The following is a 16,002-nucleotide window of genomic DNA, read 5'->3' as shown; positions in this document are numbered from 1 at the left end:
TTTCTCGATGGAATTTTATATTTTTCGGATATTTACCGACAAATCAATCCAACATGGTGTATAGAGTGTATTTAACAATTATCCTAAACTTTATCTGTCTTTGCTCATTCGCCCAGAAAAGACCGTTAGACCATAGTGTCTATGATAGCTGGCAAAGTATAAAATCACCAAAAGTAAGCCTTGACGGACAGTATGTCTTATATAGTGTTACTCCTCAAGAAGGAGATGCTCATCTTTTTATCACAACCCCATCAGGAGAAGTAATTTTGAATGTGCCAAGGGGCGAAAATGGGGTATTCACTAATAATTCGCAATATGCGGTTGCAGCGATCAAACCATCGTTTGCCGAAACGAGACAAGCTAAAATAAAGAAGAAAAAGGAAAAAGAAATGCCTAAAGATTCGTTGGCAATTATCTCCCTTCTTGACAAAAGCATCTACAAAACCGGTAATGTGAAATCTTTTAAATTAGCGGATGAGTCATCTGAATATATAGCGTATTTGGAAGAAAAAGAAGCTTTAAAAGCAGATAGCGCAGAGAAAGACAATAAAAGCAAAGACAAAAAGGCTGACGAAGCAGGAATATTGCATTTGCGCAACATGGTTACCGGGCAGGAAGAAATTTTTGAACAAGTAACTGATTATTTTTTTGATAACATTGCTAATTTCTTAGTTTTTGTTCGATCAGAAAAAAAAGAAGCTCCGGTAAATAATGCCGGTCTATTTCTTTACGAGATCAAAGAGAAAAAGCTCAAACAAATAAGCAAAGGACGGGGGACTTATCGGCAAATAACCTTTGACCAAAGCGGTACGCAACTAGCCTTTGCTGCAGAAAAAAGTCCTGAAAAAGCGCTTCAGAAACCATACAGTCTTTATTATTACACATCTGAGCGGGATACTGCCAATGTAATTGCCAGTATCAATAGTGCTGGGATGCCCACCAACTGGAATGTCAGCGGAGATGGCAATTTACGCTTTAGCAATAACGGCGAGAAGCTCTTCTTTGGTATTGCGCCAATCCCCCGAGTAAAAGATACCACAATTGTCGATTTTGAAGTAGCCAACGTGGACATTTGGAACTGGAAAGATGATTACCTGCAACCGCAGCAATTGGTAAATCTAAAGAAAGATTTAGCTAAAAGCTATTTGAGTGTAATCTATCCAAAAAGAAACAATATTGTAATACCCCTTGCGTCTTTAGACATCCCCGATATAGATTTAACGGATGACGCCGACAATATTTATGCCTTTGGAAGTACCAACGCCGGAAAAAGGATTGCTGCGCAATGGGAGGGCAATACGAAGCAGGATTTTTATTTAATCTCTACAGTAGACGGAAGCAAGGTAAAAATCGCATCCGATATATACGGACAAGCCCATTTATCGCCGCTGGGAAAATATGTCGTTTGGTACGATATGGCCACCCAGCAATGGAACGCATACGATGTGGGTACGCGTTTTTTGAAGATATTGAATACCGATTTACCGGTAAGCTTTGCAGACGAAGATAATGACTCACCTACTTTTGCCCGACCTTATGGTATCGCCGGCTGGACAGCAGAAGATAAAGAGGTATTGATTTACGATAAGTATGACATCTGGAGCTTCGATCCGCAGGGAGATGATAGACGACTATTGACAAATGGTGCAGGAAGAAGCACGAAAACTACGTTTAGATATGAAGATATTGTTCCAAAAACCGGAGCAAGAAAACACGATAAATCTATTATCATCAATACAAAGGAAGCGTTCTTGGTAAGTGCCTTCAATCACATCAATAAAAATGGAGGCTGGTTTGAAACTAACCCTCGCAACAAAAGGGATCCAAAAGAGCTCATTATGGCTCCTTACACATATAAAAATATATTGGCGGCTACCGATAAAAAACTGATTATCTATACGAAGGAAAATTACGAAGAGTCGCCCGATCTATACGCGACCGCTTCGCTATTTAAAAATGAAACGAAGTTAAGTGCAATCAATCTGCAACAAAAACAATACAATTGGGGCACTGCCGAATTGGTAAAGTGGACAACGCCTGGGGGGCATGAAGCGACCGGCATTCTATATAAACCGGAAGATTTCAGCGAAGCGAAAAAATACCCAATGATTACCTATTTCTATGAGAAATTATCAGATGGTTTACACACCTACATCCCTCCAGCTCCGACTCCTTCACGGCTAAATATAAGCTATTTTGTGAGCAATGGGTATCTAGTGTTTGCTCCGGATATTAGCTATGAAATTGGGCATCCCGGAAAATCCGCCGAGGAGTATATTAACTCCGGCGTCAAAGAACTGGCTAAATTCTCCTGGGTAGATGAAAAGCATTTGGGAATACAAGGACAAAGTTGGGGTGGTTATCAGGTAGCGCATTTGATTACACGCACCGATATGTACGCTGCAGCTTGGGCAGGCGCTCCTGTAGTTAATATGACGTCCGCTTATGGGGGTATCCGATGGTCTACTGGCCTTAACAGGCAATTTCAATACGAAAAAACGCAAAGTCGCATAGGAAAAGATTTGTGGGAGGGTTATGATCTCTACATAGAAAATTCGCCACTCTTTCATCTTAAGGCCGTTAAAACCCCCGTTGTAATTATGGCTAATGATAACGACGGTGCCGTTCCATGGTATCAGGGAATAGAAATGTTCACTGCGCTTCGCCGTCTCAATAAACCGGTTTGGCTACTTAATTATAACGGAGAAGAACATAATTTGGTTAAAAGACAAAACAGAAAGGATATTCAAATCAGAGAACAACAGTTTTTTGATCATTTCCTGAAAGGAAAACCAGCACCTGTTTGGTTGGAAAAGGGAATACCTGCTACCTTAAAGGGTATTGATTGGGGCTTTGATCTGGTCGATTAAGCTAAACAGCAACTCTCTCCAACGTCATCGAGTCATTCTCCAAGAGGTAAGGTTAAGGTGGGACGCTATTACACAGCGCCCCACTTTCTTATAAACTAACAATTTGTACCTTGGGGGCAGCTTCGAGAATCTTTATATCCATCTCTGCTTCATACTGTTTAAAATTTTCTGCAAAAGCTTCTGCTAACTTATTGGCTTGAGCAAAATAAGCCTCCTTATCCCTCCAACTGTCTCTTGGGCTTAATATATCACTCGGTATATTCGGACAGCTTCTTGGATAGGCAAGTCCAAAAATCAAATGCGTTTGGTAATCAACCTCATCCAAGTCACCCCGTAGAGCTGCCTGAATCAAATTACGTGTGTGAACCAAAGGAATACGTTTACCGACGCCATAGGCGCCTCCTATCCATCCCGTATTAACTAGCCAAACTTGAACTTGATGCGTTTTTAGTTTTTTGCCAAGTATAGCTGCGTATTTTGCAGGATGTAGGGGTAAAAAGGCCTTTCCAAAACAGGCGGAAAACGTAGCGGTTGGTTCAATGATGCCAGACTCAGTACCGGCCACTTTAGCGGTATAACCGGAAATAAAGTGATACATCGCTTGCTCAACGCTCAATTTCGAGATTGGTGGCAAAACGCCAAAGGCATCCGCCGTGAGGAAGAATATATGTTTTGGGTGTTCAGCTATTGCCGGTTCAACGGCCCCTTTAATAAAATGAACCGGATAAGCCGCCCGCGTATTTTCCGTTTTGCTAATGTTGTTATAATCGGGTATGCGCGACTCCCCTAGCATGCAAACATTCTCCAGCAATGTGCCAAATCTTATGGCATTAAAAATTTGTGGTTCTTTTTCTTCGGCAAGTCCAACACATTTGGCATAACAGCCACCCTCAAAGTTGAACACCCCCTCTTCACTCCATCCATGTTCATCATCTCCGACTAACATTCGCGCCTCATCAGCAGACAAGGTTGTTTTACCGGTTCCTGATAAACCAAAAAACAAGGCAGTGTCGCCTCTTTCCTTACCTACATTTGCCGAACAATGCATAGACAAAATACCCTTTTCTGTTGGCAGCAAATAATTTAGGACTGAAAAGATACTTTTTTTAATTTCTCCGGTATAACCTGTTCCACCGATGAGCACCACTTGCTCCGTAAAATTAATAATAACAAAATTCGCACTTCTTACACCATCCACCAGTGGAATTGCTTCAAAACCGGGAATTGCCAAGATGGTCCAGTTAATGGATGATAATGGTTCATTTCGAGATGGCCGCATAAACAAATGGTGAGCAAAAATATTCTGGTAAGCCGACTCCGTAATCACTCGCAGTGTTAAACGATGGTTTTTCTCTGCGCAGACATATCCGTCGCGCACGTAAAGGTCGATGTCCTTCATATAATGCATCATTTTAGTTAATAACTGCCCGTAATACTTCGCCTCCAACGGTTGATTGATATCTCCCCACCAAACGGTGCTCTTCGTTTTATCATCATGCACAATGTAACGGTCTTTAGGTGATCTACCTGTAAATTTCCCCGTGTCCGCAACCAGAGCACCGCATTCTGTCAGCACACCTTCGCGATTCAATATAGCATGTTCAACTAAAGCAGGAACAGATAATTGATAAAATATTTTTCCTTTCGGATAAAATTTTTGATTCCCTAAATCTAGTGGTTCAGAAATAGTAGAGTTCATATAAATTTGTTTTGTTGAAATTCCAGGTCAAAACTAAGCATTAAAAAAGATTAAAAAAATTCAAAAATAGCTAATAATCAACACATTGTACAAAATACACTTTCAATTCAAGTACTATAGCTCCTTAATACATAAGCACTTATACAAAAAGAACACCTATTTATTTTTTTTATCATTTTATTAAAAATATCAGCTAAACAAACAATGTATTTAATAAATCCTAAAAATTATACAACAATAAATGTCATTAAAACAAATAATGCCATATGAACCAAATACACCAAAACATGCTTTTAACTTTTCATTTAATTTTTTTTATTATATTCAGCAATTAAAGAAACAAGTTGAAAGATCATGAATCTATATACCATCGAAGCCGGACTATTTAAATTGGATGGTGGAGCTATGTTCGGAGTAGTACCGAAAAGTATATGGCAACGTACTAATCCACCGGATGAAAACAATTTGTGTACTTGGGCTGCTCGACTTTTATTGATAGAAACCGGTGACCGGTTAATCTTGATAGATACAGGTTTAGGTGATAAGCAAGATGCCAAGTTCTTTGGTCATTATCAACCGCATGGGAGCAAACTCGATGACTCATTGGCAAAATACGGATTTCAAAAAAGTGATATTACCGACGTACTGCTAACTCATCTTCATTTTGATCATGTCGGAGGCGCTGTCGAAAGACGAGCTGATAGATTAATCCCGGCCTTTGAAAACGCTACTTACTGGACAAACCAAAAACACTGGCAATGGGCAATTTATCCCAACGATAGAGAACGAGCGTCGTTTTTAAAGGAAAATATTTTGCCTCTTCAGGACAGCGGCAAACTACAATTTATCGAAGAAAATGAAAAAACTTTTTTCACAAAAGAAATCCAAATTCGATTCACCTATGGCCATACGGAAGCCATGATGTTACCACAAATTAGCTATAATGGAAAAACCATTCTCTATATGGCTGATTTATTGCCTTCCATTGGACATATTCCGTTGCCTTATATCATGTCATATGACATGTTTCCCTTAAAAACACTGGAAGAGAAAAAAACGATACTAGAAGAAGCCTTTGTAAATAACTATATTCTGTTTTTAGAACACGATCCGTTGATTGAATGCTGTACACTTAAACAAACAGAAAAAGGATTAAGGCTCGATAAAACCTTTAAATTGCAAGACATTTGGCGATGAACTTTTAATGGTTGTCATTTAAATTTTCCTTTTTACGATCATCCTGAAAGTCTTTTAGATTCGTTTTATACCAGAATGGAACATTTATATGGATAGCCGCTTTCGCTATTACATAAGCAGCAGTTGGTGAGGTTAGGCATATGAAAAACATGATGCCGAGCCCTTTTAATAGTACCTCAATGTTATTGAAATAAAATACAGCCGCAGCGATAATCAAGAGCACGCCTAAAGTTGAGTTTTTCGTAACAGCGGACAGTCTACTATAAAAATCGGGCAACCGTAATAAACCGATTGCCGAAACGAACATGGTAAAAGAACCAAGCGTGGCTAAAATGGCGCTGATAATTAAGGTTAAATTGTTCATTACTTTCTTTGGTTTACAAGATAATAGGCGAATGATATGGCCCCCAAAAATGCGATCAGGGAAAAAACCAAGGCAACGTCAAAAAAAATGAGTTTGTCCGTAAACATTACATATAAGACCAGTAACCCGATTAAATAGGCAGATATTAAATCGAGAGCAGATAATCGGTCTGCTATGCTCGGCCCTACAATAAATCTATATAAAGCGAGTAAAACTGAAAGAGCAAGTAAGCAGACACAAAACAACAAAATATATGAAAAAATAGTCATTGCTTCTTCGTTTTGTTTATTTTCTTCATGACTTCATTGTCGCCCTTTCCTGACGTTTGGATCGTGTTAACGCCTTTCGAAAGGGCTGCAATCTGAAGCAGTCTCTTTTCAAATCCTTCCTGCATATATTGCTTGAAGCTTGGCAACGATCCTCCCTCCAGATAAATGGTGTGCACAAAAAAGTAACGCTTATCGTCCGAAATTCCAACGATCAAAGTGCCGGGCGTGAGATTTGAAATATTAGTGAGAATCATTATTTCCATATCGGAATGAAGCGATAAAGGTACCTTTACTACCGCTGGTCGTAAATTGATCCTTGGCGTAATAATCTCTTTTGTTAAACGCACATTGGAACGAATAAATTCTTTAATGAAGTATTTTAAAAGATACATTAGCTGGATTACCAGTTTAAAATAGCGCCGTTGAAAAACGGATAACAGTCCCCAAAAAACGGTATAAGAAAAAAGAAAAGCTAACAAGGCGCCACCCGCCGTTTCCGGAACAAAGGTTATTTTCTCAAGTATCCAATAACTTGCGTAAAAGCTTACCAATAAATGTATAATAAATAAAATGAACATAATTTCTCTTAGCAAAGTATGAATGCGTACTCAGATTAAAAATTCATTATCGCTGCATAACCGCGTTAATATAGCCACTCGGTGTCAATACCTGCTCGGCGGCTCTTTGTGTATACTCAATCAGCCATGATGGACTGAAGCTGATCCATAGCGTTACAAGAAACAAAAAAACGCTTGCGATATATACTTGGTAATATTCTTTCATAAAAACACGTTCCGTGATCAATTGTTCCAATCGCGTATCGAATTTTGTTAAAAAACATTTTCCCCAGATACGCATCATCGAGTATAAGGTTAATAAACTGACTATTAATAGCAGTGCGACAGAACGATAATCGTATACAGAGAGGCCGGCATCCACTAACATAAACTTACCCCAAAAACCCGAAAATGGCGGTATACCTACCAAGGTTAGTGCGAGTACAAAAAAAAGAAAAGACAAGCGCGGAAAGTGATCGTATAAACCATTAATATCTTTCACGCGATAAGAACCTCTGGCCTTTCCTATGATACCAACCACAAAAAAAAGGTTGGTCTTAACCAGCATATGATGCAGTGTGTAAAAAATAGCCCCGGCAACCGCGGCGGGTGTATATACCGCTAAACCATAAACTATAAATCCAATTTTGCTTATTAAATTATAAGCCAGCACTTTTCTTATATCGCGCTGAGCAATAGCTCCGAACACGCCCATCAACATAGTAAGACTAGAAATAATAAGTATAAAAACCTGCAAATAATGATATTGTTGTAGAGGAAACAATAAAGTAAACGTTCGGATCATCGTATAAACGCCTACTTTCGTTAGTAAACCCGCTACAATAGCCATAACAGCGATAGGCGACGTGTGATAAGAAGCCGGTAACCAAAAATAAAAAGGAAACAGCGCCGCCTTAATCCCAAAGCTTGCTAATAACAAAACCGCTGCTAATTGCGTCACAGTTTGAAGAGCAGGGTCCCGTAAGCTTTCTGCTAAGGCTGCAAGGTTGGTATTACCGGTTGTACCATAGAGTATACCGATAGCTAACAACAAGAACGATGAAGCAATAAAATTGATGATTACATATTTAATTCCTCCTTGTAATTGATCCTTTTTACTACCTAGTGTAATAAGCACGAACGATGATATCAACATAACCTCGAACCAAACATATAGATTGAACAAATCGCCCGTTAAAAAAGCCCCTGATATACCTGCCAACATAAACATAAAAGCGGGGTAAAAACCGATTTGCTTTTTTCTCGTAGGCATTACGGAATCGGAAAAGGAAAAGAGTGATGCACTAACGGCGAGTAAAGCAGTCATAGCGATCATTAGTCCTGCAAAACGATCGACAAAGAGTGTGATACCAAACGGAGCCTCCCAACCACCAACTTGCATGGTTAAAAACTCCTCACGGGCCAATACCTTTACCAATTTTACGCCGCTGATTAGTGCAATCACCGTCGAAATCAAAACAACCGCCCGTTGAATGTTGACACGCTTATAAAACAACAAGCATAATATTCCACCCAACATAAAAATTAAGAGCGGCGTTATCGTAAGGTAAATTGAATTGACATTAAACATCATCCGTATCTGTTAAAGCATCTAAATTATTGGTATGACTGGTTTGGTAGATTCTTTTAAGTAAAACGATTACAAATGCCTGAACACCTAGGCTAATAACAATAGCCGTTAGAATAAAAGCTTGAGGAACCGGATCCGCCATATTATCTAAGGGCACCGCTCCATCATTTCCTGAAACAAATGCAGGATGGCTGTCTACCAAACCGCCGGTAATTAATAAAAACAGATTACAGGCATTCCCAAACAAAATAACCCCGGCAATCAGTTTCATAAAACTTTTGTGTAATAACAGGTAAACTCCGGCCGCAAATAAAAAACCCGTCAAAACTGAGATTCCTATGATCATAAACCTATCTGTTAAAAATGGCAAAAGCAATTTTTAATATCGCCCCGGTGACAGCCATATAAACGCCAATATCAAATAAAAGAACTGAACTTATTGTGCCTATCCCCTTTACAGTGATATCGCTCCATAGCGCATAAAAAAAACCTTCACCGAAAATCATTGACAAAATGGCGGACGAAAAGCTAAGCAACAACCCTATTCCCGTTAAAATCATTGTATCAATCTTATAGGTTTGTTGCGTTTCCGGCACGCCAAAAGCAATCATATGAAAAATTAATCCGATCGATAATACCAAAGCCGCAATAAAGCCACCTCCCGGACTGTCATGCCCTCGGAATAGAAGATATAGCGAATACACGAGAAAGATGGGCATAAGTACTTTAACGGCAGCTTGCAATATCGCAGTCTTCATAACTTGTCCTCCTTCGATTTTAAATTAATTAGTGCAACAACACCAAGCGCAGTCATACTCAATACAACCATTTCTCCAAACGTATCAAAAGCCCTAAAATCAACCAGCATGACATTTACAACATTTTCTCCATGGCCTCTGGGAACACTATGCTGAATATAAAAATCTTTAAGTGCAGGATTTAACGGGTATTGCTGTACGCTGATGAGTATACATGTTATGATAATGCCAAAAGCAATGGAAACACCCGCAATCAATACTTTTCTTGGCTCTAAGGGAAAGCTGGCACTTTTCGGCATTCGGTTCAATACGATCGTAAAAATCACCAACGTGATCGTCTCAACTAAAAATTGCGTCATGGAGACATCAGGAGCACTAAAAACAGCATAAAATAAAGCGATTCCATATCCCACGAGGCTCAAACAAACCAGGATACGCAAACGGGAAGAGGTTCTTAAAATAAACAACGTGCCTGTAAAAATAAGAAGTAAAGGAAAAAAGGCATAAACCTCTGAGAATGAACTTTTCCAATTGTCGAAATGAATTTCCGAAAAAAGTTTCCCCTCCATGTAGATCCAACTCAGCATGACAATAGGGACAACGAATATCACCTTTAAATACCGCGTCAAAAAGCCATGCTGAAAAAAACGAGTTACTACATAGGTGAAGGATTGCAAATGATGTAAAATAGATCGGTATGCATGATCCAAAGAAAACAATTTTGTTATCTCCGCCAATCTCCTAAACTTGCTCTCTCCTACATAAAAGGCCAATCCTATTAACCAGGTTATACCACTCAATATAAAAGCGGTATTAAATCCGTGCCATAATGACAAATCGATTTCCCGAGCGCCACGCTTGTTCATGGTTGTCTCAGCGGCAACTGTAAAAAACGACTCAAAATGAGCGCCCCCTATACCAAACAAGAGTCCCATCAGCGACAGGAAAACAGGAGGACCCCACATTATAACAGATACTTCTTTAACAGCTTGCGATAAAACCGACTTACCGAAAAAAAGATCATAGGTTAATTTCACTGCTAACATAAAATAAATCGCATTGGTAATAATAAAAACGATCAGAAACCAATACAGATACTCTTCACCTCCCAATAAAGCTTCATATAGCTTCTCCTTTACAACAAAACCCAAGACCGGTGGCAAACCGGCGAAAGCTAAGCCGGCCAACAAGGCAGCACATGTGGTAAAAGGCATATTTCGATATAAACCGGACAGCTTTCTCAAATCTCTTGTTCCCGTTTGCCTATCTACGTTGCCGGCAACGAGGAATAAAGCGGCTTTGTAAAGTGCATGTACTGCCAGGTAAAGTAAAGCCCCTTGCAAGGCTAAGTCACTACCAACACCAATCAAGGCCATCAATACCCCAAGGGTACTGATGGTTATAGATGCCAAGATGCTTTTTAGGTCAAAGGCTTTCACTGCCTTGATCGCTCCCAATACCATAGTAATTGATCCAATGGCCAGCAAACTGACTTGCCACATGATATCGGTTGAAAAAACCGGATTCAGACGCATTACAAGAAAAACCCCAGCCTTAACCATGGTCGCCGAATGAAGATATGCACTAACAGGGCTCGGCGCTGCCATGGCATTAGGGAGCCAAAAATGAAAGGGAAATTGGGCCGACTTAGTAAAACACCCTATTAGAATAAGCAGTATGATCGTACTCATTCCTGCCAAAGTCTGTCCATTTTGGATAATCGCCGATAAATGAAAACTTCCGCATTGATGACCGAGTAGTAACAACCCGACAAATAGAGCAAGACCACCTAAATTGGTAATCAGTAAGGCTTGTAAAGCGGCTCTTCTTGCTTTTTTTTTATGATTATTATAACTAATTAAAAAATAAGACGATATACTCGTCATCTCCCAAAAAACATAAAGTAGAATAACGTGATCTGCGAGAACCAGCCCTAGCATCGATGCCAGGAATATGAATAGATAAAAGAAGAAACGATTGGCTTTGGGCTTCCCTTTCATATACTCAATGGAATACAAAAGAATAAAAGCACCAAAAAGGCTGATGAGTAAAGCAAAGAATAAGCTTAGGCCATCCAAGTAAAGACCTATATCAACCTTTAATTCAGGCACCCAAGAAACTGCCTCAATTACTTTCTCTCCTTGAATTACAGGTTGGATATACGTGCACAGGTAAATAAATACACCAAAGACACCTAATGTACCTAAAGCACCCGGAATTGCAGGCTGATACTTATAAAAGAATAAGAATATAAAGCTTAAAACAATGATTAATGATAAAATTAGGGCCATATTGTATATAAGGGACTAACATAACAACAGCAGACAAGCCATTTTGTTAGTCCCTAAACACAAATTAGTCCCTACATACGCTCGGGGACCTGAATTCCAAGTAACCTCATCGCTTTTTGTATGACGGTTGCCGTTGCTGCTGATAGGTTGAGCCTAAATTCTTTTAAGCTCTTCTCTTCCGCTTTTAGGATAGACACCTCGTGATAGAATTTATTATAAAGTTTGGCAACTTCATAGACATAATTGGCTATCACTGCAGGGCTATAATCCGCCGCAGCGCCTTTAACAATGTCCGTAAATTTCGCTAATTCTTTAATCAAGTCCCGCTCAGATGCTTCCAAACTCATTGGCTGCACGCTAAAAGGAGTAGTTCCATAGTTGCCCTTTGTTAAAACCGATTTTATACGTGCATGTGTATATTGAATAAAAGGTCCGGTGTGCCCCTGAAAATCGATGGACTCATTGGGATCAAATAGCAAGCGCTTTTTTGGCTCCACCTTTAGAAGAAAGTACTTCAAGGCACCCAAACCAATCATTTCATACAGCCCCCCCTTCTCCTCCTCCGAGAAATCATCCACTTTTCCCAGCTCTTCAGTCCTTAGCTTCGCCGTATCAATCATTTCCGCCATTAAATCATCAGCGTCCACCACGGTCCCTTCTCTCGACTTCATCTTTCCTGAAGGCAAATCTACCATGCCATACGAAAGATGATAAAGACCTTCGGCCCACGATTTACCTAGCTTCTTCAAAATCAAAAAGAGCACTTTAAAATGATAATCTTGCTCGTTGCCAACCACATAAATGGAGTTGTCCATACGATAATCATCGTATTTTAACTGAGCGGTACCCAGATCCTGTGTAATGTAAACGGAGGTACCATCTCCACGCAAAACAAGTTTTTGATCAAGGCCATCGGCCGTTAAATCAATCCAAACAGAATTATCTTCTTTTCTAAAAAATACACCTTTAGATAAACCCTCTTCGATAATATCTTTTCCTAAAAGGTATGTGTTCGATTCATAATAAACTTTATCAAATGTTATCCCCATCTTTTCATAGGTTTCTTCAAACCCATCATAAACCCAGCTGTTCATTCGTTTCCACAAATCTATTACTTCATCATCTCCGGCTTCCCATTGACGAAGCATCTCTTGTGCTTGCAACATTAAGGGAGCTTCTCTCTTTGCCTCTTCTTCACTTTTTCCCGCCGCCTTCAGCAAATCCACTTCCTTTTTGTATTCCTTGTCAAAAAGCACATAATAATTGCCAACCAACTTGTCACCCTTTAGTCCGGCCGATTCAGGTGTTTCTCCTTTGCCGTACTTCTCCCAGGCAAGCATCGACTTGCAGATGTGAATACCCCGATCATTAACCAAATTAGTCTTTATAACCTCATAGCCGGCCGCCTCAAGAATGGCTGCAACCGAAAAACCAAGTAAGTTATTACGCACATGCCCTAAATGAAGCGGCTTATTTGTGTTTGGCGAAGAATACTCTACCATTACACGTTTTCCGTTTTTCGGAATTTCTCCAAAATCCGGTTTTGAAATTTCTGTATCCAGAAGCTGAAGCCAAAAACTATCCGTCAAACTTAAATTCAAGAATCCCTTGATCACGTTATATGAAGCTATTTCAGCAGCGTGGGCAACCAAGTAATCACCGATTTCGCTTCCTGTCTGCTCGGGTGACTTTTTCGAATATTTGGTGAATGGAAAGGTTACAATAGTGACTTGTCCTTCAAATTCTTTTCTGGTTTCCTGTAAGTTAACTGATTTTTCATCAACTTTTACTTGATATAAATCTTTTATAGCTTGAACTGTTAATGATGCAATAAAATTCATGCGCCAAACTTAGAGAAAATATCGGAATTTTATATTTAAAAAATAAACGCTAATTTGCAGCAATGCATAGCATATCCCGATATGCTGATGCATTTTGGAGTCTATCGGTTATGAACACCCACCGGGTCAAACTATAATACCTAGTAATATAAACCACACATGAAACCGCTCATTAACGTCAATTCAGAAATTGGCACGCTTCGCAAATTACTTGTTCATAGTCCCGACAGTGGATTGGGACAAGTCGTGCCCTCTAAAGCCCAAGACTGGCTTTTTGAAGACATTGTCCATTTAAACACTTTACGAAAAGGAGAATACGACTATTATATAAAGTTATTATTGTACTTTTTAGACGCTCAAAAAATAAAAGGAAAGCTAAAACATATTGATACACCGGAACAAGACCGTGCATTCTTTAAACCGGATGCGAAAGCATTCCATCGCTCCGACAAAGTGATTGAAGTACAATCACTGTTGGCAGACATATTGGAAGATCACAATGTTAGAACTAATCTTGTCGCAGCAGTCTGCGCCATCGAAGGCTGTAATTACCGATTGCAGCAACTCTTGTCAAAAAAAGACCCTATTAAATTAGCCAAAATTATTCTGTCCGGATCACTAGACGACGAACATATGATTTTTGCTCCCATCCCCAATCTTATCTTCACCCGTGATCTAGGCATCGTTATTAACCGTTTTATTTTGCTCAATAAGCCCGCCAAAAAAGCGCGGGGCCGTGAAAGCATGATCATGCGGTATATATTCTTCAACCATCCTATATTTAAAGACTTTCAGGAGACTATCCTTGAAATTCCCGACCCTATACAACATTTTCTTCGTCCCGGTGAAGACGAAGAAAAGCGCGCCACATTGGAGGGCGGCGATGTAATGGTGGTTAGTTCTAATCACGTCCTTATTGGCTGTAGCGAACGGACATCTCCACATGGTGCCAATGAAGCTATTAAGTTGTTTTTTAAACATAAAGTAGTAGAAAAGGTAACGGTCATTAAGATCCCTGCAAAACGCGACTTTATGCATATTGATACGATTTTCACACAAGTAAAACGTAATGTATGGGCTGTTCTGGCATCCGTGGCTAAACCTACCCCAAGTAAGGACGAAGAGCCACTCGATTTCTTTACGGAACCTGAACAGCAAACAGCGGAAATCATTCAGTTTTATAGCGATAAAACCCTGAAACCAAGACGTTTTCCATCATTGGAAGAACTTTTGGATGATATAAGTAGAAACGACTTAAACAGTACGGAAAAAACGCAATTTATCTATAGTGGAAACAACGTCTTCCCTTTTGACGCGCGCGAACAATGGACAGACTCTTGTAATTTACTTGCTTTGAAGGAAGGTGTGGTATTAGGTTACGACCGAAATGATAAAACTATTCAAGCCTTTTTAGAGAAAGGTTTTCAGGTTAAGGAGGTTGCCAAAGTCATAGAAGAGTTGGAACTTGATATCCTCCATATTAATCAGATAGAAAACACGCTTATCCTCTTACCTTCGGCGGAATTGTCAAGGGCCCGCGGCGGCTTTCACTGCATGAGCCTGCCTTTGCTACGAGATGACATCCACTAAAACACTTTCCTATGAGCCTTACCAGCCAGATTATGATGATTAGACCCGTAAACTTCAATTATAATGAAGAAACGGCCGTAAACAACAAGTTTCAGCAAGCTACACCAAACGCTGATGTACATAGGCTTGCCTTAGCTCAATTTGAAAGAATGGTTTCCTTATTGGAGAAAAACGGTGTGGACGTACAGGTAATTGAAGATACACGGGAAACATTTACGCCCGACTCCATCTTTCCAAACAATTGGATATCTTTTCACGAAGATGGCTCTGTTATACTTTATCCAATGTTCGCCGAGAACCGCAGAAAAGAAAGAAGACAGGATATTATTGACATGCTTTCGAATAGTTATGAAATAAAGAATACGATTGACCTCACTCACTTTGAGCATAAGCACCTCTTTCTTGAGGGCACGGGCAGCATGGTACTTGATCGGCATCATCATATTGCATATATGTGCGCATCTCCAAGAAGTTCGACGGACGCTTTATATGAATTTTGCAAACAAATGCATTACATGCCGTTAATATTCGATGCCGTGGATAAACACGGCTTCGCTATCTACCATACCAATGTTATGATGTGTATAGGCAATAACTTCGCAGTAGTTTGTGAAGAAGCGATAAAATCGCTTGATCAAAGGGCTCAGGTGATAAAAAGCTTGGCACAGACGGAGAAAGAAATTATTGGCATATCGCTCGACCAAATGGAGCATTTCGCAGGTAATATGCTGCAAATAAAAAACAAATACAATGAGTCACTGTTAATCATGTCTGAACAAGCTTATTTGTCACTGAATAAAAAACAGTTGAAATGTCTGGAAAAATATGCACAGTTGCTTTATTCCCCCCTTGATGTGATTGAAAAGAATGGTGGGGGAAGCGCTCGATGCATGATGGCCGAAATATTTTTACCTCCTAAAAAAAGCCTTATTTAACAAACTAATAGACTTCTTATTTTCTTGACATCAATTTTAT

Annotated in this window: 13 protein-coding genes; 4 read left to right on the top strand and 9 right to left on the bottom strand. The window is 39.6% G+C overall.

The annotated features are described in order from the left end of the window. Nucleotides 1-53: 53 nt before the first annotated feature. A complete protein-coding gene (locus FKG96_RS12900; RefSeq protein ID WP_130857357.1) occupies nt 54-2,870 on the top strand; it encodes a prolyl oligopeptidase family serine peptidase in 2,817 nt (938 codons plus the stop codon). An 88-nt stretch (nt 2,871-2,958) separates the two neighbouring features. Here the strand turns inward: FKG96_RS12900 and pckA are convergent, their stop codons facing one another. Next, on the bottom strand, nt 2,959-4,569 hold the full coding sequence (gene pckA / locus FKG96_RS12895) for a phosphoenolpyruvate carboxykinase (ATP) (RefSeq protein ID WP_130857356.1): 1,611 nt from the start codon (nt 4,567-4,569) through the stop codon (nt 2,959-2,961). A gap of 354 nt (nt 4,570-4,923) precedes the next feature. Here pckA and FKG96_RS12890 point away from each other — a divergent pair, with 354 nt between their 5' ends. Next, nucleotides 4,924-5,766 carry an MBL fold metallo-hydrolase gene (locus tag FKG96_RS12890; RefSeq protein WP_130857355.1) on the top strand — a complete coding sequence of 281 codons (843 nt, stop codon included), beginning with the start codon at nt 4,924-4,926 and terminating at the stop codon, nt 5,764-5,766. A gap of 4 nt (nt 5,767-5,770) precedes the next feature. Here the strand turns inward: FKG96_RS12890 and mnhG are convergent, their stop codons facing one another. The 8 genes from mnhG to argS form a co-directional block, all read right to left on the bottom strand. Further along, nucleotides 5,771-6,130 carry a monovalent cation/H(+) antiporter subunit G gene (mnhG, locus tag FKG96_RS12885; RefSeq protein WP_130857354.1) on the bottom strand — a complete coding sequence of 120 codons (360 nt, stop codon included), beginning with the start codon at nt 6,128-6,130 and terminating at the stop codon, nt 5,771-5,773. Next, nucleotides 6,130-6,399 carry a monovalent cation/H+ antiporter complex subunit F gene (locus FKG96_RS12880; protein ID WP_130857353.1) on the bottom strand — a complete coding sequence of 90 codons (270 nt, stop codon included), beginning with the start codon at nt 6,397-6,399 and terminating at the stop codon, nt 6,130-6,132. The genes mnhG and FKG96_RS12880 overlap by 1 nt, the downstream gene beginning before the upstream one ends. Further along, a complete protein-coding gene (locus FKG96_RS12875; RefSeq protein WP_149105641.1) occupies nt 6,396-6,977 on the bottom strand; it encodes a Na+/H+ antiporter subunit E in 582 nt (193 codons plus the stop codon). Before FKG96_RS12875 ends, FKG96_RS12880 begins: the two co-directional genes overlap by 4 nt. 46 nt (nt 6,978-7,023) lie before the next feature. Next, nucleotides 7,024-8,550: a proton-conducting transporter membrane subunit gene (locus FKG96_RS12870; RefSeq protein WP_130857351.1), complete on the bottom strand. Its 1,527-nt coding sequence runs from the start codon at nt 8,548-8,550 to the stop codon at nt 7,024-7,026. After that, nucleotides 8,540-8,893: an NADH-quinone oxidoreductase subunit K gene (locus FKG96_RS12865; protein ID WP_013666276.1), complete on the bottom strand. Its 354-nt coding sequence runs from the start codon at nt 8,891-8,893 to the stop codon at nt 8,540-8,542. Before FKG96_RS12865 ends, FKG96_RS12870 begins: the two co-directional genes overlap by 11 nt. A 4-nt stretch (nt 8,894-8,897) precedes the next feature. Beyond that, nucleotides 8,898-9,305, bottom strand: a complete 408-nt coding sequence (locus FKG96_RS12860; protein WP_013666275.1) for an MnhB domain-containing protein — start codon at nt 9,303-9,305, stop codon at nt 8,898-8,900. Further along, nucleotides 9,302-11,596, bottom strand: a complete 2,295-nt coding sequence (mbhE, locus tag FKG96_RS12855) for a hydrogen gas-evolving membrane-bound hydrogenase subunit E (RefSeq protein ID WP_130857350.1) — start codon at nt 11,594-11,596, stop codon at nt 9,302-9,304. Before mbhE ends, FKG96_RS12860 begins: the two co-directional genes overlap by 4 nt. A gap of 71 nt (nt 11,597-11,667) precedes the next feature. Continuing rightward, nucleotides 11,668-13,437, bottom strand: coding sequence for an arginine--tRNA ligase (gene argS, locus FKG96_RS12850; protein WP_130857349.1), 1,770 nt, complete (start codon nt 13,435-13,437; stop codon nt 11,668-11,670). Between the two features lie 159 nt (nt 13,438-13,596). On the opposite strand from argS, the gene FKG96_RS12845 reads away from it, so the two are divergent. Both FKG96_RS12845 and ctlX read left to right on the top strand, forming a co-directional pair. Then, nucleotides 13,597-15,027 carry an arginine deiminase family protein gene (locus tag FKG96_RS12845; protein WP_130857348.1) on the top strand — a complete coding sequence of 477 codons (1,431 nt, stop codon included), beginning with the start codon at nt 13,597-13,599 and terminating at the stop codon, nt 15,025-15,027. Nucleotides 15,028-15,038: 11 nt separating this feature from the next. Further along, nucleotides 15,039-15,962, top strand: a complete 924-nt coding sequence (ctlX, locus tag FKG96_RS12840) for a citrulline utilization hydrolase CtlX (protein ID WP_130857347.1) — start codon at nt 15,039-15,041, stop codon at nt 15,960-15,962. Nucleotides 15,963-16,002: the final 40 nt, after the last annotated feature.

It is taken from the genome of Olivibacter sp. LS-1, from assembly GCF_008245145.1.
GTDB lineage: Bacteria > Bacteroidota > Bacteroidia > Sphingobacteriales > Sphingobacteriaceae > Olivibacter > Olivibacter oleidegradans.
The sequence above is the reverse complement of the archived record's forward strand: the minus strand, read 5'-3'. Positions and strand labels throughout refer to the sequence as shown.

Excerpts from the sequence above, each read along its gene's own strand:
- FKG96_RS12890 (WP_130857355.1), top strand. The coding sequence starts at position 4,924 with ATGAATCTATATACCATCGAAGCCGGACTATTTAAATTGGATGGTGGA.
- FKG96_RS12880 (WP_130857353.1), bottom strand. The coding sequence starts at position 6,399 with ATGACTATTTTTTCATATATTTTGTTGTTTTGTGTCTGCTTACTTGCT.
- FKG96_RS12860 (WP_013666275.1), bottom strand. The coding sequence starts at position 9,305 with ATGAAGACTGCGATATTGCAAGCTGCCGTTAAAGTACTTATGCCCATC.
- FKG96_RS12875 (WP_149105641.1), bottom strand. The coding sequence starts at position 6,977 with ATGTTCATTTTATTTATTATACATTTATTGGTAAGCTTTTACGCAAGT.
- FKG96_RS12900 (WP_130857357.1), top strand. The coding sequence starts at position 54 with ATGGTGTATAGAGTGTATTTAACAATTATCCTAAACTTTATCTGTCTT.
- FKG96_RS12845 (WP_130857348.1), top strand. The coding sequence starts at position 13,597 with ATGAAACCGCTCATTAACGTCAATTCAGAAATTGGCACGCTTCGCAAA.
- mnhG (WP_130857354.1), bottom strand. The coding sequence starts at position 6,130 with ATGAACAATTTAACCTTAATTATCAGCGCCATTTTAGCCACGCTTGGT.
- argS (WP_130857349.1), bottom strand. The coding sequence starts at position 13,437 with ATGAATTTTATTGCATCATTAACAGTTCAAGCTATAAAAGATTTATAT.
- ctlX (WP_130857347.1), top strand. The coding sequence starts at position 15,039 with ATGAGCCTTACCAGCCAGATTATGATGATTAGACCCGTAAACTTCAAT.
- mbhE (WP_130857350.1), bottom strand. The coding sequence starts at position 11,596 with ATGGCCCTAATTTTATCATTAATCATTGTTTTAAGCTTTATATTCTTA.
- pckA (WP_130857356.1), bottom strand. The coding sequence starts at position 4,569 with ATGAACTCTACTATTTCTGAACCACTAGATTTAGGGAATCAAAAATTT.
- FKG96_RS12865 (WP_013666276.1), bottom strand. The coding sequence starts at position 8,893 with ATGATCATAGGAATCTCAGTTTTGACGGGTTTTTTATTTGCGGCCGGA.
- FKG96_RS12870 (WP_130857351.1), bottom strand. The coding sequence starts at position 8,550 with ATGATGTTTAATGTCAATTCAATTTACCTTACGATAACGCCGCTCTTA.